This is a genomic window from Cupriavidus sp. 96C5-1 (genome assembly GCF_057798855.1).
This window is the reverse complement of sequence record NZ_JBYOJU010000030.1, coordinates 72,907-94,949: the sequence shown is the minus strand read 5'-3', so window position 1 is coordinate 94,949 and position 22,043 is coordinate 72,907. Positions and strand designations below refer to the sequence as shown.

Sequence of the window (22,043 nt, the reverse complement as noted above, 5' to 3'; positions counted from 1 at the left end):
CCTTCAAGAATTACTGCAGTTCCTCGCCGGTCAGGCGCGTCAGCGCCTCGCGGTACTTGGCGGCAGTCTTCTCGATCACGTCGGCAGGCAGGGCCGGCGCCGGGGCGGTCTTGGGCCAGGGCTTGCCGTCGATGCGCACGGCTTCCAGCCAGTCGCGCACGAACTGCTTGTCGAAGGACGGCGGATTGGTGCCGACCTGGTACGAATCGGCGGGCCAGAAGCGCGAGGAATCGGCGGTCAGCACTTCGTCCATCAGCGTCAGCGTGCCGTTCTCGTCCAGGCCGAATTCGAACTTGGTATCGGCGATGATGATGCCGCGCGTGGCTGCGTAGTCGGCCGCTTCCTTGTACAGGCGGATCGAGATGTCGCGCATCTGGCGCGCCAGGTCGGCGCCGATGCGCGCTTCCGTCTCGGCAAAGGAGATGTTCTCGTCGTGCTCGCCCATCTCGGCCTTGGCGGCCGGGGTGAAGATCGGCTCCGGCAGCTTCTGCGCATTCTGCAGGCCAACCGGCAGCTCGACGCCGCACACGCTGCCGGTCGCCTGGTAGTCCTTCCAGCCGCTGCCGGCCAGGTAGCCGCGCACCACGGCTTCCACCAGGATGGGCTTGAGGCGCTTGACCACCACCGCGCGGCCTTGCACCTGCTCGATCTCGGCCGGGCTCACCACGCTCTCGGCGCTGACACCGGTCTCGTGGTTGGGGACAATGTGGGCCAGCTTCTTGAACCAGAAGTTGGCCATCTGGTTGAGCACGCGGCCCTTGGCCGGGATCGGCTCGCCCAGGATGACGTCGAAGGCCGACAGGCGGTCGGTGGTGACGATCAGCAGCTTGTCGTCGCCGACGGCGTAGTTGTCGCGGACCTTGCCGTGGCCGAGCAGCGGCAGCGAAGTGATGGAGGACTGATAGAGAGCGTTCGACATGGTGGTTCCGATAGGAGGCACTAAGAGAATGAAGCGGCCTCGCTCCATTTTGTTAGCGCCTCTCGGGCCCCGGCAAGCAGCGCCGGGGCCTGAAAAGCGTCGTCCCCGCGCTGGTCCTTTTCACGGGATTCACGCGGGGACGGCACGGGTTCTGCTTACTGCACGACCTGGGCCAGCGCGCCCGACTTGTACTGCTGGGCGATGGCGTCGAGCGAGACCGGCTTGATCTTGCCGGCCTGGCCTTCGCAACCGAAGGCGATGTAGCGTGCCTTGCAGACCAGCTTGGCGGCTTCGCGGGCCGGCTTCAGGTACTCGCGCGGATCGAACTTGCTGGGGTTCTCGGCGAAGAAGCGGCGAATCGCGCCGGTCATGGCCAGACGGATATCGGTGTCGATATTGATCTTGCGCACGCCGTACTTGATGGCTTCCTGGATTTCCTCGACCGGCACGCCGTAGGTTTCCTTCATGTCGCCGCCGAACTGGCGGATCTCTTCCAGCAGTTCCTGCGGTACCGAGGACGAGCCGTGCATCACCAGGTGGGTGTTGGGGATGCGGGCGTGGATTTCCTTGATGCGGCTGATCGCCAGGATGTCGCCGGTGGGCTTGCGGGTGAACTTGTAGGCGCCGTGCGAGGTGCCGATGGCGATGGCCAGCGCGTCGAGCTGGGTGGCCTTGACGAAGTCGGCGGCCTGTTCCGGGTCGGTCAGCAGCATGGAGTGGTCCAGCTTGCCTTCGGCGCCGATGCCGTCTTCCTCGCCGGCTTCGCCGGTCTCGAGCGAGCCCAGGCAGCCGAGTTCGCCTTCCACGGTGACGCCGATGGCATGCGACAGCTGCACCACCTTGCGGGTCACGTCGATGTTGTACTCGTAGTCGGACGGGGTCTTGCCGTCTTCACGCAGCGAGCCATCCATCATCACCGAGGAGAAACCCAGGTCGATCGCGGCCTGGCAGATGGCCGGGGACTGGCCGTGATCCTGGTGCATCACCACCGGGATATGCGGGTAGGCTTGCACCGCGGCTTCGATCAGGTGGCGCAGGAAGTGCTCGCCGGCATACTTGCGGGCGCCTGCGGAGGCTTGCATGATCACCGGCGCATTGACTTCGTCGGCGGCCTGCATGATGGCCTGAACCTGTTCCAGGTTGTTCACGTTGAAAGCCGGCAGACCGTAGCCGTTTTCGGCGGCGTGGTCGAGCAGCTGGCGCATCGATACGAGTGGCATGTCAAACTCCTAAAGAAAGAATGGGGTGTCCCGGTATTCGTTTATTGGCGTATTGGCGTATTCGCGTATTCGCGTATTGGCGTATTCGTCCGGTCGCGTCCTCGATGGGTCGCGTGCGGCTTATCCTGCGCGTGCGGGCGCCGGCTGTCTGTCCGGCGCGGCACACATCAGGCGCCGACCCGGACGATCTTCAGCGTATTGGTACCGCCCGGCTGGCCCATCGGCTCGCCGATCGTCAGCACGATAAAATCGCCGCGCTGCACCACGCCGCGCGACAGCAGCAGTTCCTCGGCCTGCTCCAGCGCCGTATCGCGGTCGGCGCTGGCCTCCAGCGGCAGCGGCACCACATTGCGGTAGAGCTGCATCTTGCGCTGCGACGCCAGGTTGGGCGTCATCGCATAGATCGGCACATGGATGCGGTGCCGGCTCATCCACAGCGCGGTGGCCCCGGAATCGGTCAGCGCGGCAATGGCCTTCACCTGCAAATGATAGGCGGTGAACAAGGCGCCCATGGCGATCGACTGGTCGATGCGGCCAAAGGTCTGGTTCAGGAAATCGGTGTCGAGCTGGACCACCTCGGATTTCTCGGCCTCGACGCAGACCGCGGCCATGGCTTCCACGGTTTCCACCGGATAGCGGCCGGCGGCGGTCTCGGCCGACAGCATCACGGCGTCGGTGCCGTCCAGCACGGCATTGGCGACGTCCGACACCTCGGCGCGGGTCGGCACCGCGTTGACGATCATGCTCTCCATCATCTGGGTGGCGGTGATGGTCAGCTTGTTGGCTTCGCGCGCCAGCCGGATCATGCGCTTTTGCAGCGCCGGCACGGCCGCGTTGCCGACTTCCACGGCCAGGTCGCCACGCGCCACCATGATGCCGTCGGATGCCTGCAGGATCTCCTCCAGCACGCCTGGGCGGATCGCCTCGGCGCGCTCGATCTTGGCGATCATGCGGGCCTTGTGCTGGTGCGGCTGCCCGGCCACCGCGGCGAGCTGGCGCGCCATTTCCATATCGGTGGCGTTCTTGGGAAAGCTCACCGCGACATAATCCGCGCCCAGCGCCATGGCGGTCTTGATGTCCTCCATGTCCTTGGCGGTCAGCGCCGGCGCCGACAAGCCGCCGCCCTGGCGGTTGATGCCCTTGTTGTTGGACAGCTCGCCGCCGATGCGCACCGTGGTGAAGATCTCGTGGCCAAGCACGCGGTCCACCACCAGCACGATCAGGCCGTCGTTGAGCAGCAGCAGGTCGCCGGGACCCACGTCGCGCGGCAGGTCTTCGTAGTCCAGGCCGGCGCGCTCCTGGTTGCCCAGGGTGCAGGTGGAATCGAGGATGAACGGCTCGCCGGGATGCAGCGTGATCTTGCCGTGCTCGAACTTGCCGACGCGGATCTTCGGTCCCTGCAGGTCGGCCATGATGGCGACCTCCCGGCCGCAGGTCCTGGCCGCCTCCCGCACCAGGCGGGCGCGCTCGATATGGTCCTCGGCCTTGCCATGGGAGAAGTTCAGGCGTACCACATCGACTCCGGCCGCGATCATGCGCGTGAGCATCTCCAGCGTGCTGGAAGCGGGGCCGATGGTGGCAACGATCTTGGTCGAGCGGGTCATTAGCTTGTTTTCCTTATCGAGAGCCAGCGCCGTCCGGCGGCGCCGGCAAGGCCTGTTTCCTGCGCGCCGCGCGGCGCCGGCGCCAGGCCAGCGCCAGCCACAGCAATGGCACGCCGACCAGCAACCACGGCAGCGCACCGGCGGCCACGCGGATCAGCATGGCCAGGCTGCCGAGGAACAGCCCGGCAATATCGTTATAGGCTTCGCGCAGCGGCGACACCTTGCGCTGGCTGACGAAGCTCTCGCGCGCGACGAAGTCGATATGGACCTCGTTGCGGTCGGTCTGCGCCGCCAGCAGCTTGCGCAGGCCGTTGATGGTGTCCAGCTCGGCCTGCACGCGCGCCAGCTCGCGCTCCAGTTCGATCACGTCGCGCAGCGGGCCGCGCGCGTTCTGCAGCATGGCGCGCAGGCGGTCGCGCAACTCCGTGGTGTTCTTGATGCGCGCCTCGGCATCGATCACCTGGTCGGTCTTGTCCTCGCTCGATACCGTGTTGGATACCACGGTGCCGCCCTGCTCCGCCGCCTTCAGCAGATCGGGCAGGGACTTGGGCGCGACGCGCGCGCGCAGTTCGCCGCGCGGCGGCGCGCCATCGCGGCTGCGCGTGAAGCCGGCCTCCAGCAATTCGCAGCCCAGCGCCTGGCAGCGTTCCACCACGCTCTTCCAGCCGCCTTCCAGCGCTTCTGCGGTGTTTTCCACCGTCAGCGCGTACTTGAGCGCCAGGTAGCGGCGTTCCGCCTCCTGCTGCTCGCCCTGGGCGCCACCCTGCGCGCGCGCCAGTTCGGCCGCGGGCATGCCCGCGGCGGCAGGGGCCGCCGGTGGGCGCCCTTCGGGCCCGTTGCCCGAGCGGCCGCACGCGGCCAGGGCCAGCAACGCCCCGGCCAGCAGCAATGCCGCCAGGCCGCGCGCGCCGTCCAGGCGCGCGCCATTCACGCGGAAACCCCGCACCTCAGCCTGCCGCGCGCTGTTCCAGCACCTCGAAGGCGGGCAGCTTCTTGCCTTCCAGGAACTCCAGGAAGGCGCCACCGCCGGTGGAGATATAGCCCACGCGGTCAGCAATGCCGTACTTGGCGATCGCCGCCAGGGTATCGCCGCCACCGGCGATCGAAAAGGCCTTGGACTCGGCGATGGCCTGCGCCAGCACCTGCGTGCCGTTGCTGAACTGGTCGAACTCGAACACGCCGACCGGGCCGTTCCACACGATGGTACCGGCGGCCTTGAGCTGCTCGGCCAGCATCCGGGCGGTCTTGGGACCGATATCCAGGATCATGTCGTCGTCGGCCACGTCGCGTGCATCCTTGACGGTGGCGGTGGCGCTGGCGCTGAATTCCTTGGCGCACACCACGTCCACCGGGATCGGCACCGAGGCGCCGCGTGCGGCCATGATGTCGATGATGGCGCGGGCGTCGCCCACCAGGTCGGCCTCGGCCAGCGACTTGCCGATCTTGAGCCCGGCCGCCAGCATGAAGGTATTGGCGATGCCGCCACCGACGATCAGGTTGTCCACCTTGCTGGCCAGCGATTTGAGGATGGTCAGCTTGGTGGAAACCTTGGAGCCGGCGACGATGGCCACCAGCGGACGCGCCGGCTGGCCCAGAGCCTTGCCCAGCGCATCGATCTCGGCCGCCAGCAACGGGCCGGCGCAGGCGACGGGCGCATACCTGGCGATGCCATGGGTGGTGGCCTCGGCGCGGTGCGCGGTGCCGAAGGCGTCGTTCACATAGACATCGCACAGCCTTGCCATCTTCTGCGCCAGTTCGTCGCTGTTCTTCTTCTCGCCCTTGTTGACGCGGCAGTTTTCCAGCAGCACCACTTCACCGGGCTTGACCTGGCTGACCTCGCCGGTGCCGTCGACCCAGTTCTGCACCAGCTTGACCGGCTTGCCGAGCAGTTCGCCAAGGCGCTGGGCGACCGGCGCCAGCGAATCCCCGGGCTTGAACTCGCCCTCGGTCGGGCGGCCCAGGTGCGACGTCACCATCACGGCGGCGCCGGCCGCCAGGCAGGCCTCGATCGCCGGCACCGAGGCGCGGATGCGGGTGTCTTCGGTAATATTGCCGGCGTCATCCTGCGGCACGTTCAGGTCGGCACGGATAAAAACACGCTTGCCGGCAATTTTGCCTTCGGAGATGAGATCGGAAAGACGCAGGACAGAGGTCATGGCGGTTGGCTGGGAGCAAAAATCGGGGAAAATCGGCATTTTACCTGATCGCAAGGGCCATTTTGCGGGAATGGGCCCATGATGCCACCGAGGAAGGGTGCCGCTTTCGCCACATGCGGCGAGCGATACGCGGCGCACCCCGAACAGTCCCCCTGAAAGAGGGGTGCGACAATCCGGCACGGTCTCGTAGGCTGATGGAAAGCGTGCAAGTTATGCGCACAAGAACATAGCCAGAGGCCCGCCCAAGACGGGACCCAAGGCAGGGGAGCCGAACGCGCTGAGCCAGAAGCAGCGTCGGCGCCACCCGGCTAATGCCGTTGGTCGCGAAGGCAGGGGTAATCATGAATGAAGACATGCACGGGGCAATCCGTGGCTTGTACGAGGGGATTCTCGACGCGCAGGCATGGCAGCAAAGCCTGCTTGCCATGAGCGGCATCGTGGGCAGCGCGCACGCTTCGATGATCATGCGGGACACCGATCGCGACCTGATGACGGTCAACGAAACGGTGCGCCCGGTGCGGGAACTGTTCAGCGCCTACGAAAACGAATTCCACGAACTGGACCCGGGCAAGCTGTTCGCCCACAAGCTGTCGCCCGGGCAGTGGTACGTCGACGCTCGCGATTTCGGCGAAGGTTCGATGCAGCGCAGCCCGTTCTACCGCGACTTCCTCCACCGCTTCGACCTGTGCTCTTACGCCGCCTGCCTGGTGGAACGGCAGCCACACTACGAGGTGTATTTCTCGCTGCAGCGCTCGTTCTCGCAAGGCGTGTTCACCGAGACCGACACCAGGGCGCTGGACTGGGCGCTGCCCCATATGCGCAGCGCCATGGCCATGCGTGAGCGCACCATCGGGCTGTCGACGCTCGCGCAGCTCTCGGGGCAGATACTGGAACGCCTGTCGTTCGGCGTGATTGCCTATTCGGCCGCGCGCCGCGTCTTGCTGAGCAACGGTATCGGCGAGCGCTGGGTGCGGCGGCTGGACCCCTCTGGCAAGACCGGCGAATGGCAGATGTCGCGCCCGCTGGCCGACATGGTGGCCGCCGCCTGCGCGCCAGGCAGCGCGGTGGCGGCGCAGGCGGCACTGGCCCGCCATGCCGATGGCAGCTGCGCACAGGTGATCGTGCTGCCGCTACCGCCGTCGCACATCTTTGCCAGCCCCTGGCAAAAGCCCACGGCGCTGGCCGTCATCCACGAGGATGCGCAGTCGCCGGCGCAACTCCCGCGCGTGCTGCGCGAGCTCTACGGCCTGACCCCGGCGGAGATCCGGCTGGCCAGCCTGCTGACCACCGGCATGGGCCTGCCCGAAGCCAGCGAGCGCCTGGGCGTGCGGCATGAAACCGCCCGCAGCCAGCTCAAGGCGGTCTTCCTCAAGACGGGTACCGGTACCCAGGCCCGGCTGGCGCGCCTGCTGACCCAGCTGGGCACGGCGCTCGAGCCCGCCGGCGATGCCGGCACCGGAGCGGGTTCAGGCCCTGCCTAGGCGGCGCCCGCCGGGCTGGACATCGCCTGGCCCGGTTGGCGGACCATGGCGCGGACTTGCCGCTCAGGCGAGCAGGCGCAGCCCGGTGTAGACCGCCATCCCGGCCGCGATCATCCCCAGCATGCGCCGCGTCAGCAGGTAGAACACCAGGGCAACCGCCCCGGCCACCAGCTTGTAATTGCCCGGGGCCACTGTGAAATGCCCCTGCCAGGTCATCAGGTCGGGCAGGATGATGGCCGCCAGCGCCGCCGCCGGCGCGTAGCGCAGCGCGCGCTGGATACGGTCCGGCACGGTCACGCGCTCGCCCGCCATCAGGAACAGCGCGCGGGTGACGATGGTCACCACCGCCATGCCCACCAGCGCGATCCAGATCTCGAGATGGCTCATGCCCGGTCCTCCGCCGAATGCACCGGGTGCGCCGCAGCCTGCGCATGTGCCGCCTTGCGGCTGCGGATCCCGCGCAGGGTCGCGCGGGCCGCCAGTTCGTCGCTGGCCATGCCGGCCGCGATGGCGCCCACCACCGCCGCCACCAGGCCAAGCCGGTAAGGCAGGTCGAAGCACAGCAGCGCCAGGGTCGCGGCCACCGCCACCGCCAGCAGCGTGGAACGCGAGTTCACGGTGGAAACCATCACCGGGATCAGCGCCAGGGTGCCGGCCAGGGCCAGGCCCCAGCTATCGGGGAAGACGCTGGCCAGCACAATGCCGATGATGGACGAAACCTGCCACATGGCGAAGTTGGTCAGCGCCATGCCCCAGAAGTAGCCTTCCTTGCCTGGCTCGTAGCCCGGCATGGCATAGCGTTGCATGAAATACACGAAATGCAGGTCGCCATTGAAGGAGCCCAGCAGCGTACGGCGCCACAGCGGCAGGTAGCTGAAGTGCGGCTGCAGCCCGGCGCTGAAGATGACGAAACGCAGGTTGACGATGGCGGCGGTCAGCCAGACCGTCCAAAGCGGCAGGCCGGCCGCGAACAGCGGCAGCACGGACAACTGGGCCGAGCCCGCATAGACCAGCAGCGACATGCCGATGGCCTCGGGCACGCTCATCACCGACTTGCTCATGGCGACGCCGGTCACCAGCCCCCAGGAAAACACCGCGGGCAAAGACGGCGCGAAATAGCGCGCGCCCTCGAAAAAGCCGGCCCGCTCGGCCGGGGCAATACGATGCCAGGGGCGGAGCAAGGCCTGGGGCGTTCGGAATGTCATGTCTGGAGATAGGGAGAGGACAGCGCCGCCGCCGCAAGGACCGGCCCGCGACGAACGGGCCGGCGGGGGACCGCGGGCAAGGCCTCATTATAGGGCCAGTCCGCTGACTCGTAAGCAGCCACTTAATATCAGGCGGACGGCGCTGCGCGGAAGGTCTCTTGCCGAGGATGGACAAAAGAAAACGCCCCCGCGGCGCTGGCCGCGGGGGCGTCTGTATCTGCATCTATGTCTGCATATCCGTATGGGCGGTACGGCGCGCTACCGTCAAGCAGGGCAAGATACTGTCACGGCATGCCAGCAACCCCGGGGTCAGTCGATCGACGCCCCCACGCTCTTCACTACGCCCGCCCACTTCTGGCGGTCCGCCTTGACCGTGGTCCGGAACTGCTCGACCGTCTCGATCCGCGGCGAATTCCCGGCTTCGATCAGCTTCTGGCGGATCGCCGGCGTCTCCAGCGCCACCTTGACCGCCTCGTTGATCTTCTTGCCGAGCTTCGGATCCAGCCCCTTGGGGCCGAACAAGCCAAACCAGATGGTGCTGTTGAAGCCGGCCAGGCCGCTTTCGGCAATGGTCGGCACCTCCGGGATCACCGCCACGCGGCTCTTGGTGGTCACGCCCAGCAGGCGCACCTTGCCGGCGCGGTATTGCGGCAGCACGCTCTGCACCTGGTTGAAGATGCAGCAGACCTCGCCCTTGAGCACAGCCTGCAGCGCGTCGGGGCCGCCCTTGTAAGGCACGTGCACCATGTCCAGGCCGGCGCGCGCGTTGAACTCGGCAAAGGCGAGGTGGGTGCCCGTGCCGTTGCCGGTGGACGCGTAGTTGTATTTGCCCGGGTTCGCCTTGACCTTCTCGATGAACTCCTTGACCGACTTCACGTCGATCACCGCCGGGTTCACGGTCAGCACGTTCGAGACTTCCACCAGCGGCGCCACCGGCGTGAAATCGGCCTCGGCGTCGAACGGCAGGCTCTTGTACAGGGCCGGGTTGATGCCGTGGGTGGCGGCGGTGCCGAGCAGCAGCGTGTAGCCGTCGGGCCTGGCGTGCGCGACCACTTCGGAGGCCACGTTGCCGCCGGCGCCGGGACGGTAGTCATAGATGATGGTGGTCTTGAGCGACTTCTGCAGCGATTCCTGCAGCGTGCGGCCGACCATGTCCACGCCCGATCCGGCGGTGAAACCCATCAGGATGGTGATGGGCTGGGCCGGCCATGCCGGGCCCTCGGCGCGGGCCGGCGCGGCCAGCGTGCACAGTGCCGCCAGCATGCCAAAGCCGGCGGCCAGGCGCGCAGCGGAACGGGAGGCAGGGTGGGAAGCGCGGCGGGATGCAAAGCGGAACATGGGGGGCACCGTCGAAAAAGAAGCAGGTAAACGAACGAAAACAGGCTGCGGATGGAAACAGGCTGCCGGACCAGCGGCCGGGGTCTTGCGCCCCGGGCCAGGACAGCAAGATACCAACGATCCGCCGCTTTCCCAACAACCCGTTTCGCTTGAAGGTATGCCATGTGAGCATAAGCAAACACCGGGCCCGGGCGTGCCCCCCACTGCCTCCGCCTTCCGGCGCCCGCCCGGCAGTCTCTTGCCCGCCTAGCTGCGCAGCAGCCCCACCAGTTCGTCGACGTCCGGCAGCGCGGCGGCCGTGCCGGCCAGGCCGTCTCCGCCCCCCTCGCCGGCCTCCAGGATGCCGTCGGCCAGCGCCCGCTTGCCCTGGTGCAGCGCCAGGATGCGCTCCTCGATGGTGCCCGTGCTGATCAGCCGGTAGACCGTCACCGGGCGCTGCTGCCCGATGCGGTGGGCGCGGCCCATGGCCTGGTCCTCGGCGGCGGGGTTCCACCACGGGTCGGCGATGATCACGTAGTCCGCCGCGGTCAGGTTGAGGCCGAAACCGCCCGCCTTCAGGCTGATCAGGAAGACATCGCCCGCGCCGGCCTGGAAGGCGGCCACGCGCCGGGTGCGCTCGGCCCCCGGGGTGCCGCCGTCGAGGTACTGCCAGGCCAGCCCGGCCTGTTCCAGCCCCCGGCGCAGCAACTGCAGGAAGTCCACGAACTGGCTGAACACCAGCGTCTTGTGGCCATTGGCCGCCAGTTCGCCGGCCAGTTGCACAAAGGCACGCACCTTGGCGCCGTCCTGCCCGGGGTCCAGTTCGGGCGTGACCAGGCGCGCGTCGCAGGCGGCGCGGCGCAACCGCATCAGTTGCGCCAGCACATGGATGCGCGCCTCGGCGGCGGGCTGGCCGGCGGCGGTCCGGCGCGCCTTCGGGCCGCTCACCGCGGCCTCGGCTTCGGCCAGCGCCTGGCGGCGCAGCGCTTCATAGTGGGCCGCTTCCACCGGTTCCGGCTCGATGCGCAAGACCAGCTCGGTGCGCGGCGGCAACTCGTCCAGCACCTGGGCCTTGGTCCGGCGCAGCACGAAGGGCGCGATCATGCGGCGCAGCCGCTGGGCCGCCTCGCGCACGCCGTTGCGCTCGATCGGCACCGCGAAGTGCTCGTTGAAGCGGACCAGCGAGCCCAGCAGGCCCGGATTGCAGAAGCGCATGATCGACCACAGCTCGGCCAGCCGGTTCTCCACCGGCGTGCCCGACAGCGCCATGCGGAAGCCGGAGCGCAGCGCGAACACCGCCTGCGAGCGCTTGGTGGCGGCGTTCTTGAAGGCCTGCGCCTCGTCGGCCACCACCGTATGCCATTCCCGCCGGCAAAACGCCTCCCGCGCCTGCAGCAGCAGCGTGTAGGAGACGATCACCACATCGTGCGGCCCGGCCTGCTCCAGCAAGGCCGCGCGCTCGCCCTCGGCGTAGATATGCACGCGCAGCGTGGGCGCGAAGCGCCGCGCCTCCTCGGCCCAGTTGCCGCACACCGAGGTCGGCGCGACCACCAGCGCGGCGCCGCCGGCCGCGCGCGCCAGCATCACCGCCAGCGCCTGCAGCGTCTTGCCAAGCCCCATGTCGTCGGCCAGGCAGGCGCCGAAACCGGCCTCGGCCAGCGCCATGGCCCAGCGGTAGCCGTCTTCCTGGTAAGGCCGCAGTTGCGCCGCCAGGGTGGCGGGCAGCGCGGCATCGCTGTCGCGCGCCCGGCGCAGCCGCGCCACGCGCTGGCGGAAATGCTGGTCCGGGTCGACGCCCGCGCCCGCCAGCACATCGTCCAGCCAGGGCGCGGCCATCAAGGGCACCTTGATGCCGTCGGGCACGCTGTGGGCCACGCTGGCCAGATCCCGCAAACGCGCGCGCAGGCTGCGCGTCAGGGCCACATACACGCCCTGCCCCATCGGCATAAAGCGCCCGGCGTGGCTGCCGGCCCAGGCCAGCAACTGGCCGAGCTGCAGCACCAGCCCTTCCGCCACCTTCAGCTCGCCGACCAGCTTGAACCATTCGCTCCCGGTCTCGATATGCACCGCCAGCTGGGGAATGTCGGCGCCCACCACGCGGATCTCCTTGCCCCTGGGCCACTCCACCGCCAGCACGCCGGGCAGCCCGGGCAATTGCTCGACCACCGCCAGGGCTTCCTCGGGATCCGCCAGGGTCCAGTCGTATTCCCCGCTCTCGGGCGAGCGCGGCACCAGGAAGGGCAGCGCGTCGAAGACTTCGGCCACGTGGGCCAGTTCGGCCTTGAGGTCGCGCACGGTGGCAAGGCTCTCCCCCTTGACCGCCGCCATCAGCCGCTCGCGCCCGCCGCCCGGCGCCAGCCGTGGCCCGAGCGGGCCCAGCGGCGTCACCACCAGGCGCAGCGCCAGGCCCTCGCCCAGCGGCGACAGTTCGGCACGCAGCCGGCTCTCGGTGTCGAGTTCGCGCGCGCTGCCATCGTGGTCGGAGTGCACCTGGAAATGGCCGGACAGCGCGCGCAACGTGGCGTCGAGCTGGGCATGGGCCTCGGCCGGCACCGCCAGCCCGTCGGCGATCAGCTGGGCCGCACCCTGCTGCGCCGGCGTGAGCCGGATCACGCGCAGGCGCTGCGAGCCTTCGCGCAGCACCGTGATCTGGCGCAGCGCTTCGGCATCCGCGCGGCTGCCGGCAGGCAGGAAGCTGTCCAGCGCCGGGGCCTCGCGCGCTGGCGGCGAGATCCGCAAGGTATAGCGCCCGCCCTGGCGCACCACTTCCAGCGTGGGCGCGCCCTCCACCACCTCCAGCGTCTGCTCGGGCGCCTGCGCCAGCACCACGCCGGGATGGCCGACCAGGGCCAGCATGGCGGCCGCGCGGTCGAGCACATAGCGCCGGTGGTAGGACTGGTCGCGGCGGATGGCGCGGGCCACGCGGGCATCCCACGGCTCCAGGCGGTCGTCCTCCGCCAGCCGGGCCAGCGGCAGCGGGCGCGGCTTGTTCCAGCCGCGCGGGCCACGCTGCTGCTCGAACGGCTCGATGGTGCCGACCGCGCCATCGCCGTCCAGGGTCAGCGCCCACAGCAGGCGGCTGGCACTGGCGCCATCGGGCGCGCGTGGCTCGCCCGCGAGCGCCTGCAGCGCTTCGAGCGCCAGCCGCCAGCTTTCCTGGCGCTGGCCGGCGAAGAACGTGTCCGGCACCGGCTCGCCGGCTTCCAGCGCCTGCGCGGCATCCAGTTGCTGCGCGAACCAGTGCAGGCCGCAGGCTTCCAGCCGGGCGCGCAGGGCCGCGATGGCTTCGGCCCGGGCGGACGCCGGCTGCCGGCGTCCGCCGGCTTGCGCCTTGTCGCCCAGCCATGCACGCAGCTGCACGCGCCAGAACTGGGCCAGCGGCGCCACCTCGGGATGCAATGCGAAAGCATCCTCGTCCAGGCGCGCGTCACCCCGGTGAACGGCCAGCACGTGGCACCAGAGCCCCCAGCGCTCGGTCGGTACCGGGCTGCGCGTGCCGGCTTCCGCCTGGCAGAACTTGCGGGCCTGCTCCAGGTGCGCGGGGGTGCGCTGGGCCAGCAGGGACAGCGGGTAGTACGGGGCGAGCGAGGGCCGCAGCAAGCCGGTCCGCTGGCGGCTCCCGGCCCTGAGCCGCTTGAGCGCGGCCTCGAAACCCGCCTGGGCAGCGGGCCAGCCGCCCTCCTGGAAGCGGGCAAAGGCACGCAGGGCGTCGCCATCCCCGCTGCCGGCGCCACCGACGGTGGCCAGCAGGCTCAAGGCGGCAGTGCGCTCGCCGGCGTAAAGCTGCCCCTCGGCCAGCGCGGTGAGCAGCGGTACCGGCGCCGCCGGGTCGCTGGCGGCGCGCGTAAGCGCGTAGTCCAGGTAGGGCCGCAGGCGTGGGTCCCAAGCGTGGTAAAGGCGGTCCAGCACGGACACCACGATGCGCCAGCGCCAGGCCGGCACCACGCGATCCAGCAGCGCGGCATCGCCAGCCGCCAGTGCCACCTCCACCAGCAGCCCGGCCAGGCCGGCGCCGTGCTCCCATGGCGCGAGCAGGCTGTCGATCTCCTCTTCGGACGCTCCCGAGAACAGCGCCTGGCGCAACCGCGCCGCGAGCTGGCCGGCAAGGCGATCGGCGCTCGGACCGGATGGTCTGGATAACGGGGAAAGGGGCACGGGCGGCAGGGTCAGCGTACACAATGTGACGATTTTAGACCCCCGCAGCCATGCGCCTGCGTTGGCACCGGGGGTCCCGGGGTTTACAATGTTGTTTTTGTATTGTTGACGGCGCTCAGGGAGACGACCATGTCGATGGCGGATCGCGACGGAAAAATCTGGATGGACGGCAAGCTGATCGAATGGCGCGACGCCAAGATCCACGTGCTGACCCATACGCTGCACTACGGCATGGGCGTGTTCGAGGGCGTGCGCGCCTACAAGACGCCGGCCGGCACCGCGATTTTCCGTCTCAAGGAGCACACCCGCCGCCTGTTCAACTCGGCCAAGATCTTCCAGATGCCGATGCCGTTCGACGAGGCCACGCTGGAGGCGGCGCAGCTCGAGGTGGTGAAGGCCAACCAGCTCGAATCCTGCTATATCCGCCCGCTGGTCTGGATCGGCTCGGAAAAGATGGGCGTATCGGCCAGGGGCAACACCATCCATGTGGCGATCGCCGCGTGGCCATGGGGCGCCTACCTGGGCGAGGAAGGCATGGAGCGGGGCATCCGCGTCAAGACGTCTTCCTTCACCCGCCACCATGTCAACGTGTCGCTGGTGCGCGCCAAGGCCAGCGGCTATTACATCAATTCGATCCTGGCCAACCAGGAAGCCACCAGCCTGGGCTATGACGAAGCCCTGCTGCTGGATACCGAAGGCTATGTCAGCGAGGGCTCGGGCGAGAACGTGTTCGTGGTCCGCAACGGCGTGATCTACACCCCCGACCTGGCCTCCTGCCTGGACGGCATCACCCGCGACGCCATCCTCACCATCGCCCACGACCTGGGCATCGAGGTACGCGAGAAGCGCATCACGCGCGACGAGGTGTACTGCTCGGACGAGGCATTCTTCACCGGCACCGCCGCCGAAGTCACGCCGATCCGCGAACTCGACGACCGCGTCATCGGCGAAGGCCGCCGCGGCCCGGTGACCAAGCGCGTCCAGGATGCCTTCTTTGCCGCCGTCGGCGGCACCAATGAACAATACAAGCGCTGGCTGACCCTGGTCTGAGCACCGGCCAGGGCACGGCCACGCACCGGCCGGATTTCCGGTCCCCGATTTTCAGTCCCCGATAGAAGACTAAATCCACCCCCGCAACACCATGACGCAAACCGCCTCCGTAATCGAAATCGGCGCAGAAGATCTTCCGCTGCACTGCCCCACCGGCAATACCCCCGCCTGGAACTACCATCCGCGCGTCTTCCTCGACGTGACCGATACCGGCGAGGTGAAGTGCCCGTACTGCGGCACCGTGTACAAGCTCAAGGCTGGCACCGTCATCAAGGGTCACCACTGACACGCTTCTCGCTTTACCGCGCCCTGCCCATGCTCCGGCCCGCCACGCGGCGCGCCGGAGCGTCGGCGTGCGCGGTGCGCGTGACCGATGTCACGCCCATCTTTCCGGCAGCGCCCCATTCATGAAAAAAGCCCTCGTCATCGCCCCCAACTGGATTGGCGACGCCCTGATGGCACAGCCGCTCTTCTCGCTCATGAAAGCGCGCCATCCGCGCCTGCAGATCGATGCCCTCGCGCCCAAGTGGGTGGCGCCGGTGCTGGCGCGCATGCCCGAGATCCACCAGGTATTCCCCAGCGAGCTGGCGCACGGCAAGCTGCAGCTCTCGGCACGGCTGATGTTCGCCCAGCAGCTCAAGAACGAAGGCTACGATGCGGCCTACGTATTGCCCAACTCGCTCAAATCGGCGCTGATCCCGTTCCTGGCGGGCATTCCGCTGCGCGTCGGCTATCGCGGCGAAGCCCGCTTCGGCCTGCTCAACATCCGCCATGCCAACCCGCCGCGCGACCACCGGCCGCCGATGATCGAGCACTACGCCCGCCTGGCGCTCAAACCCGGCGGCCGCCTGCCCGAAGAACTCCGCGAGCCGCACCTGCGCATCGATCCGGCGCGCATGGCCAAGACCGCGGAGCGCTTCGGCATCCCGCCGCAGACGCGCCTGATCGCCTTCTGCCCCGGCGCGGAATTCGGCCCGGCCAAGCGCTGGCCGGCCGCGCACTTCGCGGTGCTCGCGCAGATGCTCAAGCGGTCGTTCCCGTATGCGCAGATGATCACCCTGGGCTCGCCCAAGGACGCGGAGATCGCCGCCGAGATCGTCAAGGACGCCCCCTTCGTGCGCAACCTGTGCGGCCAGACCTCGCTGGACGACGCTGTCGACCTGCTGGCGATGTCGGAGGCCGCGGTGTGCAACGACTCCGGCCTGATGCACGTGACCGCGGCGCTGAACCGGCCCCAGGTCGCGGTATTCGGCTCCAGTGACCCACGCCATACCCCCCCGCTGTCACAGGCTGCGAGTATCATGTGGCTGCAGCTCGAATGCAGTCCGTGCTTCAAGCGCGAGTGTCCCCTCGGCCACCTGCGCTGCCTGAAGGACATCGAGCCCGAAATGGTGTTTGTGGAGCTGCGCAAGCTCCTGCACCGGGCCTGAAGCGCTGACCCGCCGTTCGTGTCAATCCGGCCAACGAATCCCTGAGCCCAGTCCACCATGCCTCGTTTTGCCCGCCTGTTCGATTCCGCCGAAGACATCGTAGAAGCCTTTCGCGAGGCCATGAAGCTGCGCGATGCGGACGGCGCCCTGCGCCTTTGGCTGGACGAGGACTCGGTTACCTGCGTGATGCCGGACGGCCAGCGCCTGATCGGCCACGAGCACCTGCGCCAGGCATTCGCGCAGTTGCTGGAAGTGCAGCCGGTGCTGATCGACGTGATCGAGACCAGCAGCCATACCTCGATGGGCGTCGCCATCTTCGACGTGACCGAAGTCCTGCGTTTCGGCGAAGACCGCGTCGAAGCGGACCTCTATGTGCACACCACCTACGTGCTGATGCAGAACCACGAGGGCTGGCGCCTGGCGCACATCCATTGCAGCCCGGCCAACGCCGCGCAGGTTGCCACCGTCAGCACCGCGCCGGGCCAGGCCCTGCACTAGGGCTGCACTAGGGCTGCCGGCACGGCGGTGCCAGCGCGTCACTCCGCCATCGGCCTGACCTGCATCCGACCTGCATGAGCCAGCTTCCGCAACCGCACCTCCAGTCCCCGGGGTCCGCCCCGGCGGATGCCAGCACCGCGTCCTCGTTCGGCGGCGGCCGCCCCATGCCCTGGTGGCTCGCCGGCGGCCACGCGCAGACCATCATCCCGGCGCGCTTCACGCGGCGCCCGCGGGCGTCGTTCCAGCGCGAGCGCTGGAACGCCCCCGACGGCGACTTCGTCGACCTGGACTGGACCACCCACCCGGTCGCGCCCGATACGCCGCTGCTGGTGATGTTCCACGGCCTCGAAGGCAACTCCGACAGCCATTACGCGCAGTCCATCATGCATGCGCTCGGCGCGCGCGGCTGGCAAGGCGTGATTCCGCATTTCCGCGGCTGCTCGGGCGAACTGAACCTGGCGCCGCGCTTCTATCATTCCGGCGACGCGGAAGAGATCCAGTGGATACTGGAGCGCCTGTACCGGCAATATTGCGCCCATGGGCGCAAACTGCTGGTGGTGGGCATCTCGCTTGGCGGCAACGCCCTGCTGCGCTTCCTGGGCGAACAAGGCGGCGGCGCGCGCTTCGTCGGCGCGGCGGCATCGGTTTCGGCGCCGCTGGACCTGGCGGGCGGCGGCGCGGCGCTGTCGCAGGGCTTCAACATGCTGTACACCCGCATGTTCCTGCAAACCCTGAAGCGCAAGTCGCTGGCCAAGCTGGGCCAGTACCCCGGCCTGTTCGACCGCGAGGCCATGCTCGCCAGCCGCGACCTGTATGCCTTCGACAATATCGTGACGGCGCCGCTGCATGGTTTCCGCGACACCGATGACTACTGGGCCCGCGCATCCAGCAAACCGGTCCTCGGCGCAATTGCCGTGCCTACCCTGGTGCTCAACGCGCGCAACGATCCCTTCCTGCCCGCGCGCCACCTGCCGGGGCCGGCCGAGGTCAGCCCCCAGGTCTGGCTGGAGCAACCCGAGCACGGCGGTCACGTGGGTTTCATGACGCCGCGTGAAGATGTGCTGCGCGCGCTACCGGTGCTGCCCTATGGCGGCCATATCGCGTGGCTGCCGGCGCGCATCCTGCAGTTTTTCGACGCCGTGGCGTAGATGGCAGGCCCCTGCGGGCCGAAGCGAACGCAAGCGGAAGGCCCGGCACGGGCAACCCCGCAAGGAGACAGCGACGATGGATGAATCAGTCAAGCACGCAATGGCCCGCTGGCCCAATGTCCCCAACTGCTACGGCTGGCTGGCACTGGACCGGCGCGGGCAGTGGCGCATGCGCAACGAGTATGCCCAGCAGCACGGGCTGTCCGGCGACCCGATCCGGCACGAGGCGCTGGTCGCCTTTATCGAGCGCAACTACCTGCACGACGAGCATGGCGCCTGGTATTTCCAGAATGGTCCGCAACGCGTATTCGTGAACCTGGCCTATGCGCCATGGATCGTGCGCCTGCACCAGGGCCGCTTGCACACCACCTCGCAACGCGCCTTCACCCTGCGCGCCTGCTACGCCGACGAACACGGCAACGTGGTGCTGGCCGGCGACGTGGAGGGGGAGAGCAGCGCGGGCGCGGGCGCGGGCGGCCTGCAGGCCGCGCTGCTGCACGACCATGACCTCGACGCCTTCAGCAGCGCCTGCACCTGGCATGGCGAAGCCTGCGGCGGCAATCTCGGCGTCTTTCATTTCAACGGCGCCGATGTGCCGATCGAGCCCGTCGCCCTGGACGAGGTGCCGGCGCGCTTCGGTTTCGTGCGCCAGCCGCAGCTGCCGGCGGTCAGTTCGATCAGTTAGGCATGCCCTTGTTGTCCTGCTTTTCCTCGCGGAACTGGCGCTCGAGCTGGTGCAGCCGCGCATCGACTTCCGACAGCGTATAGAAATCGCCGTCGCCGGCCTTGCGCGCGATCTGCAACTGCTCGATGGCGGCCTGGTAGGCGCCATCGACCGCGTACTTCTCCGCCAGCGCCTGGTGCTGCTGCACGCGCCGCCCCTGTCCGGCATAGGCCCGTGCCAGCATGTCCCACCACTCGGCGCGCGAGATCTCCTCGCGCGTGCGCTCGCGCAGGAAGGTCACCGCCTGGTCCAGCCGGTGCGTGTCGAGCAAGGTCGCGGCGTAGCTCATGGCGACCGCATGCGACAGCGGGAACGCCTTCATCGACGCCACGGCCTGGTTCAGCGCATCCTGCTGGCGGCCCTGCGCGCGCGCCAGCTCAACGGCCATCACATCCAGCATGGGACTGCCCGAAGTGGCGCCCGGGATGGTGCCGTACAGCCTGCGCGCCTCGGCCAGCGACTGCTCGGCGGCGGCATTGCGGCCCAGCCGCTGCTCGGCGAAGGCAATCCCGTAGTGGAGCGCCGGCAGCCGCGCGGTTGAGGCGCCCGCCAGTTGCGATTGCAGCGCCGCGCGCGCGTTCTGCAGGTCGCTCGGCGTGGTTTCCTGCAGGATGCGCGAGCGCATGCGCGCGAACTCGTACTCGGGCGTGCTCGGCACGCGCCGCGCCGCCACGTGGCTGACGCGATCCTGCATGTCGGCGATCCGCTCGGCGGTGAGCGGGTGGGTGCGCACATAGGACGGCACCGAGCTTTCGGCGATGCCCATCACCCGCTGCAGGCGCTTGAAGAAATCGGGCATGCCCTGCGGATCGAAACCGGCGGCGGTCATGATCTGGAAGCCGACCCGGTCGGCCTCGCGCTCGGCGCCGCGCGAGAACGACAGCTGGTTGGACACCGCCGCCGCCTGGCCGCCCATGGCCAGTGCCGCCGCCGCGTCGCCGCTCTTGGTGGCGGCCAGCCCCGCCAGCACCATCGACGCCAGCGCGATCCACATCGACTGGTCCTGCGTGGTGATGCCGCGCGCGATATGCCGCTGCATCACGTGGCCGATTTCGTGGCCGAGCACGGAGGCCAGCTCGGACTCGGTCGCGGACTGCACCAGCAGGCCGGTGTGCACGCCGATATAGCCGCCTGGCAGCGCGAAAGCATTGATGGTGCGGTCGCGCACCGCGAACAGCTCGAAGCCGGTGGCGAACGTGCCGGCACCGGTGGAGCCGGAGATGTTCTGCCGGCGGGCTGCCTGCACCAGGCGATAGCCCAGCGAGTTCAGGTAATCGGACAGCAGCGGATCGGCCACGTAGTCGGGATCGCGCCGGATGTCGCGCATGACGCGGTCGCCCAGGCGCTTTTCCATATCGGGCGTCAACGACGCGGTGGAAGGATCGCCCAGGTCCGGCAACTGCACGCCGCTGGTATCCACCACCGTATTGTTGCTGCGCAGCCCGAACTCGGATTTCTGCCCGGCCTTGACGCTGCGGTTCAGGTTGTCATAGACCTGGTCGCTCCCCTCGCCGCCATCGCTGGCGCTCGCCGCTGCCGCGGCGGCGGTGCGCGCGGGATCGATCACCGGCAGGCGCTGCTGCGACCAGGCCGGCACTGCGAGCACCAGCGCCACCAGCGCCGCGAGCGGGCGGCGCAGCGGGTGGGCCTGTAGTGGGTGGCGGGCCTGGCGGGCGGGCGAAGGAAGCGTTCCGGCGAGCGTTTGGTTCTGGCGCATATTGCTATGATAGCGGCCTCCGGAAGCCGTTCCCATCGGGCATCGCCCGGGCTTGCCGCACGCCGCCCTTGCGGGCGCGGCAAGCCGGTCCGCCAGCGGCTTTCCCAACCCCCTCAAGCCAGGTCCACGCCATGAGCCAGCTCACCCATTTCGATTCCGCCGGACAGGCCCATATGGTCGACGTCGGCGCCAAGGCGCATAGCCACCGCGTGGCCATCGCCACCGGCACCATCGCCATGCTGCCCGCCACCTTCGCGCTGGTGCGCGATGGCACCGCCAAGAAAGGCGACGTACTCGGCATCGCCAGGATCGCCGCCATCATGGCCACCAAGCGCACCGCCGACCTGATCCCGCTGTGCCACCCGATCCCACTCACCAAGGTGGCTGTGGACTACGTGCTGGACGAGCCCGCCGCCACCATCCGCTGCACCGTGCGCACCGAAACCCACGGCCAGACCGGCGTGGAGATGGAAGCGCTGACCGGCGTGCAGGTCGCCCTGCTGACCATCTACGACATGTGCAAGGCAGTGGATCGCGGCATGGTGATGGGCGATGTGAAGCTGCTGGAGAAGCATGGCGGGAAGTCGGGGGACTGGGTGGCTGGCGCCTGAGCTGAAGCGGCGTGCCCCGGCGCGGCACCCGCGCCGGTCCACTGGAAATCCCCCAGCCCTCCCCGCCTGCGCCGCAAGTGCGGAATGCGGCGCGTCCCTGACACCGCATTTCTTACCGTCCATGACACGGCCTTGCGCGGCCGTACCCTCCCCTGTAACAAGCGTAACGCCGCATTTCGCCAGCGGGCGGCGCGGCTCCGCCCGCAGCAAATTGGTATTCAATGCAGATGGAGGGGGCGCGCGACGCGCCGCCCGCGGGGTTTCGTCCCGCGTCGATCCGGGGTGAGCAAAATGAACGGGCTTAGGGTTGGCCAGCTTTTGCTGGTGTTGGCGATGCTGGGCGCGAGCGGGACGGCCCTGGCAGGAAGAGGCGGCTGGCACGGCGGCGGTGGCTTCCATGGCGGTTTCCATGGGCGCGTTGGCGTGGGGGTCGTGATCGGCCCCGGCTTCTATGGGTACGGCTACCCTTATCCCTATCCCTACGCCTACCCGTACTACTACCCCGGCTACTACCCGCCTGCCGTGGTAGGCGTGCCCGCCTCGCCCCCGCAATACATCGAACAGGGCGAGGACGACGCGGTGGACATGGGCGGCGGTGCGGCAGCGGCGCCCCAGCAGCAGGCCTACTGGTATCACTGCACCCGCCCGAACGGCTATTACCCGTATATCAAGTCCTGCCCCGCCGGCTGGCAGAAGGTGCCGGCCCAGCCACCGGGCTGAAGCGCGGATAGGGCCGATTTGCGATGCCGCATGGCGTGGACACACGGCTGCATGGACATGTAGTGCCGATGCGGGCGTGCGACGATTG

19 protein-coding genes are annotated in these 22,043 nt (G+C 68.6%); 9 read left to right on the top strand and 10 right to left on the bottom strand.

Translation table 11 applies throughout. From position 1 onward, the window contains the following. Window positions 1-10 precede the first annotated feature (10 nt). The 5 genes from AC3FOF_RS28210 to AC3FOF_RS28190 form a co-directional block, all read right to left on the bottom strand. Entirely contained in the window at window positions 11-919 is a 909-nt protein-coding gene (locus tag AC3FOF_RS28210; protein ID WP_488728471.1) for a phosphoribosylaminoimidazolesuccinocarboxamide synthase, read from the bottom strand. A gap of 155 nt (window positions 920-1,074) precedes the next feature. Next, window positions 1,075-2,139: a class II fructose-bisphosphate aldolase gene (gene fba, locus AC3FOF_RS28205; protein ID WP_017227169.1), complete on the bottom strand. Its 1,065-nt coding sequence runs from the start codon at window positions 2,137-2,139 to the stop codon at window positions 1,075-1,077. A 167-nt stretch (window positions 2,140-2,306) separates the two neighbouring features. Beyond that, complete coding sequence (pyk, locus tag AC3FOF_RS28200; RefSeq protein WP_017227168.1) at window positions 2,307-3,743, bottom strand: pyruvate kinase; 1,437 nt, start codon at window positions 3,741-3,743, stop codon at window positions 2,307-2,309. Between the two features lie 13 nt (window positions 3,744-3,756). Further along, complete coding sequence (locus tag AC3FOF_RS28195; RefSeq protein WP_276264355.1) at window positions 3,757-4,674, bottom strand: DUF4349 domain-containing protein; 918 nt, start codon at window positions 4,672-4,674, stop codon at window positions 3,757-3,759. Between the two features lie 16 nt (window positions 4,675-4,690). Beyond that, window positions 4,691-5,899: a phosphoglycerate kinase gene (locus AC3FOF_RS28190; protein WP_488728470.1), complete on the bottom strand. Its 1,209-nt coding sequence runs from the start codon at window positions 5,897-5,899 to the stop codon at window positions 4,691-4,693. A gap of 341 nt (window positions 5,900-6,240) precedes the next feature. Between AC3FOF_RS28190 and AC3FOF_RS28185 the strand changes: the two genes are divergently transcribed. Next, window positions 6,241-7,380, top strand: a complete 1,140-nt coding sequence (locus AC3FOF_RS28185) for a helix-turn-helix transcriptional regulator (protein ID WP_488728469.1) — start codon at window positions 6,241-6,243, stop codon at window positions 7,378-7,380. A 63-nt stretch (window positions 7,381-7,443) separates the two neighbouring features. Here the strand turns inward: AC3FOF_RS28185 and AC3FOF_RS28180 are convergent, their stop codons facing one another. The 4 genes from AC3FOF_RS28180 to AC3FOF_RS28165 form a co-directional block, all read right to left on the bottom strand. Continuing rightward, window positions 7,444-7,767 carry an AzlD domain-containing protein gene (locus AC3FOF_RS28180; RefSeq protein WP_276264358.1) on the bottom strand — a complete coding sequence of 108 codons (324 nt, stop codon included), beginning with the start codon at window positions 7,765-7,767 and terminating at the stop codon, window positions 7,444-7,446. After that, on the bottom strand, window positions 7,764-8,585 hold the full coding sequence (locus AC3FOF_RS28175; protein ID WP_488728468.1) for an AzlC family ABC transporter permease: 822 nt from the start codon (window positions 8,583-8,585) through the stop codon (window positions 7,764-7,766). The genes AC3FOF_RS28180 and AC3FOF_RS28175 overlap by 4 nt, the downstream gene beginning before the upstream one ends. Before the next feature lie 309 nt (window positions 8,586-8,894). After that, window positions 8,895-9,923, bottom strand: a complete 1,029-nt coding sequence (locus AC3FOF_RS28170; RefSeq protein ID WP_488728467.1) for a Bug family tripartite tricarboxylate transporter substrate binding protein — start codon at window positions 9,921-9,923, stop codon at window positions 8,895-8,897. A gap of 246 nt (window positions 9,924-10,169) precedes the next feature. Further along, a complete protein-coding gene (locus AC3FOF_RS28165) occupies window positions 10,170-13,091 on the bottom strand; it encodes a DEAD/DEAH box helicase (RefSeq protein ID WP_488728493.1) in 2,922 nt (973 codons plus the stop codon). A gap of 1,095 nt (window positions 13,092-14,186) precedes the next feature. Here AC3FOF_RS28165 and AC3FOF_RS28160 point away from each other — a divergent pair. From AC3FOF_RS28160 to AC3FOF_RS28135, 6 genes are all read left to right on the top strand, one after another. Then, window positions 14,187-15,107, top strand: coding sequence for a branched-chain amino acid transaminase (locus AC3FOF_RS28160; RefSeq protein WP_017228540.1), 921 nt, complete (start codon window positions 14,187-14,189; stop codon window positions 15,105-15,107). Window positions 15,108-15,198: 91 nt separating this feature from the next. Next, window positions 15,199-15,393 (top strand): zinc-finger domain-containing protein, encoded by a 195-nt coding sequence (locus tag AC3FOF_RS28155; RefSeq protein ID WP_017228539.1) that lies wholly within the window; start codon window positions 15,199-15,201, stop codon window positions 15,391-15,393. A gap of 121 nt (window positions 15,394-15,514) precedes the next feature. Next, entirely contained in the window at window positions 15,515-16,537 is a 1,023-nt protein-coding gene (gene waaF / locus AC3FOF_RS28150) for a lipopolysaccharide heptosyltransferase II (protein WP_276264361.1), read from the top strand. A gap of 57 nt (window positions 16,538-16,594) precedes the next feature. Continuing rightward, window positions 16,595-17,035 (top strand): YybH family protein, encoded by a 441-nt coding sequence (locus AC3FOF_RS28145; RefSeq protein WP_017228538.1) that lies wholly within the window; start codon window positions 16,595-16,597, stop codon window positions 17,033-17,035. Between the two features lie 74 nt (window positions 17,036-17,109). After that, complete coding sequence (locus AC3FOF_RS28140) at window positions 17,110-18,183, top strand: YheT family hydrolase (RefSeq protein WP_488728466.1); 1,074 nt, start codon at window positions 17,110-17,112, stop codon at window positions 18,181-18,183. Between the two features lie 76 nt (window positions 18,184-18,259). Beyond that, entirely contained in the window at window positions 18,260-18,868 is a 609-nt protein-coding gene (locus AC3FOF_RS28135) for a DUF2946 family protein (protein WP_488728465.1), read from the top strand. Here the strand turns inward: AC3FOF_RS28135 and AC3FOF_RS28130 are convergent. After that, the gene (locus tag AC3FOF_RS28130) at window positions 18,861-20,624 is read right to left on the bottom strand and encodes a M48 family metallopeptidase (RefSeq protein WP_488728464.1); all 1,764 of its coding nucleotides are present in this window, start codon (window positions 20,622-20,624) and stop codon (window positions 18,861-18,863) included. The genes AC3FOF_RS28135 and AC3FOF_RS28130 overlap by 8 nt on opposite strands. A gap of 131 nt (window positions 20,625-20,755) precedes the next feature. On the opposite strand from AC3FOF_RS28130, the gene moaC reads away from it, so the two are divergent. Both moaC and AC3FOF_RS28120 read left to right on the top strand, forming a co-directional pair. Next, entirely contained in the window at window positions 20,756-21,235 is a 480-nt protein-coding gene (gene moaC / locus AC3FOF_RS28125; protein WP_017228928.1) for a cyclic pyranopterin monophosphate synthase MoaC, read from the top strand. A gap of 291 nt (window positions 21,236-21,526) precedes the next feature. After that, on the top strand, window positions 21,527-21,955 hold the full coding sequence (locus AC3FOF_RS28120; RefSeq protein WP_276269647.1) for a hypothetical protein: 429 nt from the start codon (window positions 21,527-21,529) through the stop codon (window positions 21,953-21,955). Window positions 21,956-22,043 lie beyond the last annotated feature (88 nt).

Bases quoted from the DNA above. Each gene is read 5' to 3' on its own strand.
- AC3FOF_RS28210 (WP_488728471.1), bottom strand. From the start codon at position 919: ATGTCGAACGCTCTCTATCAGTCCTCCATCACTTCGCTGCCGCTGCTC.
- fba (WP_017227169.1), bottom strand. From the start codon at position 2,139: ATGCCACTCGTATCGATGCGCCAGCTGCTCGACCACGCCGCCGAAAAC.
- pyk (WP_017227168.1), bottom strand. From the start codon at position 3,743: ATGACCCGCTCGACCAAGATCGTTGCCACCATCGGCCCCGCTTCCAGC.
- AC3FOF_RS28190 (WP_488728470.1), bottom strand. From the start codon at position 5,899: ATGACCTCTGTCCTGCGTCTTTCCGATCTCATCTCCGAAGGCAAAATT.
- AC3FOF_RS28185 (WP_488728469.1), top strand. From the start codon at position 6,241: ATGAATGAAGACATGCACGGGGCAATCCGTGGCTTGTACGAGGGGATT.
- AC3FOF_RS28180 (WP_276264358.1), bottom strand. From the start codon at position 7,767: ATGAGCCATCTCGAGATCTGGATCGCGCTGGTGGGCATGGCGGTGGTG.
- AC3FOF_RS28175 (WP_488728468.1), bottom strand. From the start codon at position 8,585: ATGACATTCCGAACGCCCCAGGCCTTGCTCCGCCCCTGGCATCGTATT.
- AC3FOF_RS28170 (WP_488728467.1), bottom strand. From the start codon at position 9,923: ATGTTCCGCTTTGCATCCCGCCGCGCTTCCCACCCTGCCTCCCGTTCC.
- AC3FOF_RS28160 (WP_017228540.1), top strand. From the start codon at position 14,187: ATGTCGATGGCGGATCGCGACGGAAAAATCTGGATGGACGGCAAGCTG.
- AC3FOF_RS28155 (WP_017228539.1), top strand. From the start codon at position 15,199: ATGACGCAAACCGCCTCCGTAATCGAAATCGGCGCAGAAGATCTTCCG.
- waaF (WP_276264361.1), top strand. From the start codon at position 15,515: ATGAAAAAAGCCCTCGTCATCGCCCCCAACTGGATTGGCGACGCCCTG.
- AC3FOF_RS28145 (WP_017228538.1), top strand. From the start codon at position 16,595: ATGCCTCGTTTTGCCCGCCTGTTCGATTCCGCCGAAGACATCGTAGAA.
- AC3FOF_RS28140 (WP_488728466.1), top strand. From the start codon at position 17,110: ATGAGCCAGCTTCCGCAACCGCACCTCCAGTCCCCGGGGTCCGCCCCG.
- AC3FOF_RS28135 (WP_488728465.1), top strand. From the start codon at position 18,260: ATGGATGAATCAGTCAAGCACGCAATGGCCCGCTGGCCCAATGTCCCC.
- AC3FOF_RS28130 (WP_488728464.1), bottom strand. From the start codon at position 20,624: ATGCGCCAGAACCAAACGCTCGCCGGAACGCTTCCTTCGCCCGCCCGC.
- moaC (WP_017228928.1), top strand. From the start codon at position 20,756: ATGAGCCAGCTCACCCATTTCGATTCCGCCGGACAGGCCCATATGGTC.
- AC3FOF_RS28120 (WP_276269647.1), top strand. From the start codon at position 21,527: ATGAACGGGCTTAGGGTTGGCCAGCTTTTGCTGGTGTTGGCGATGCTG.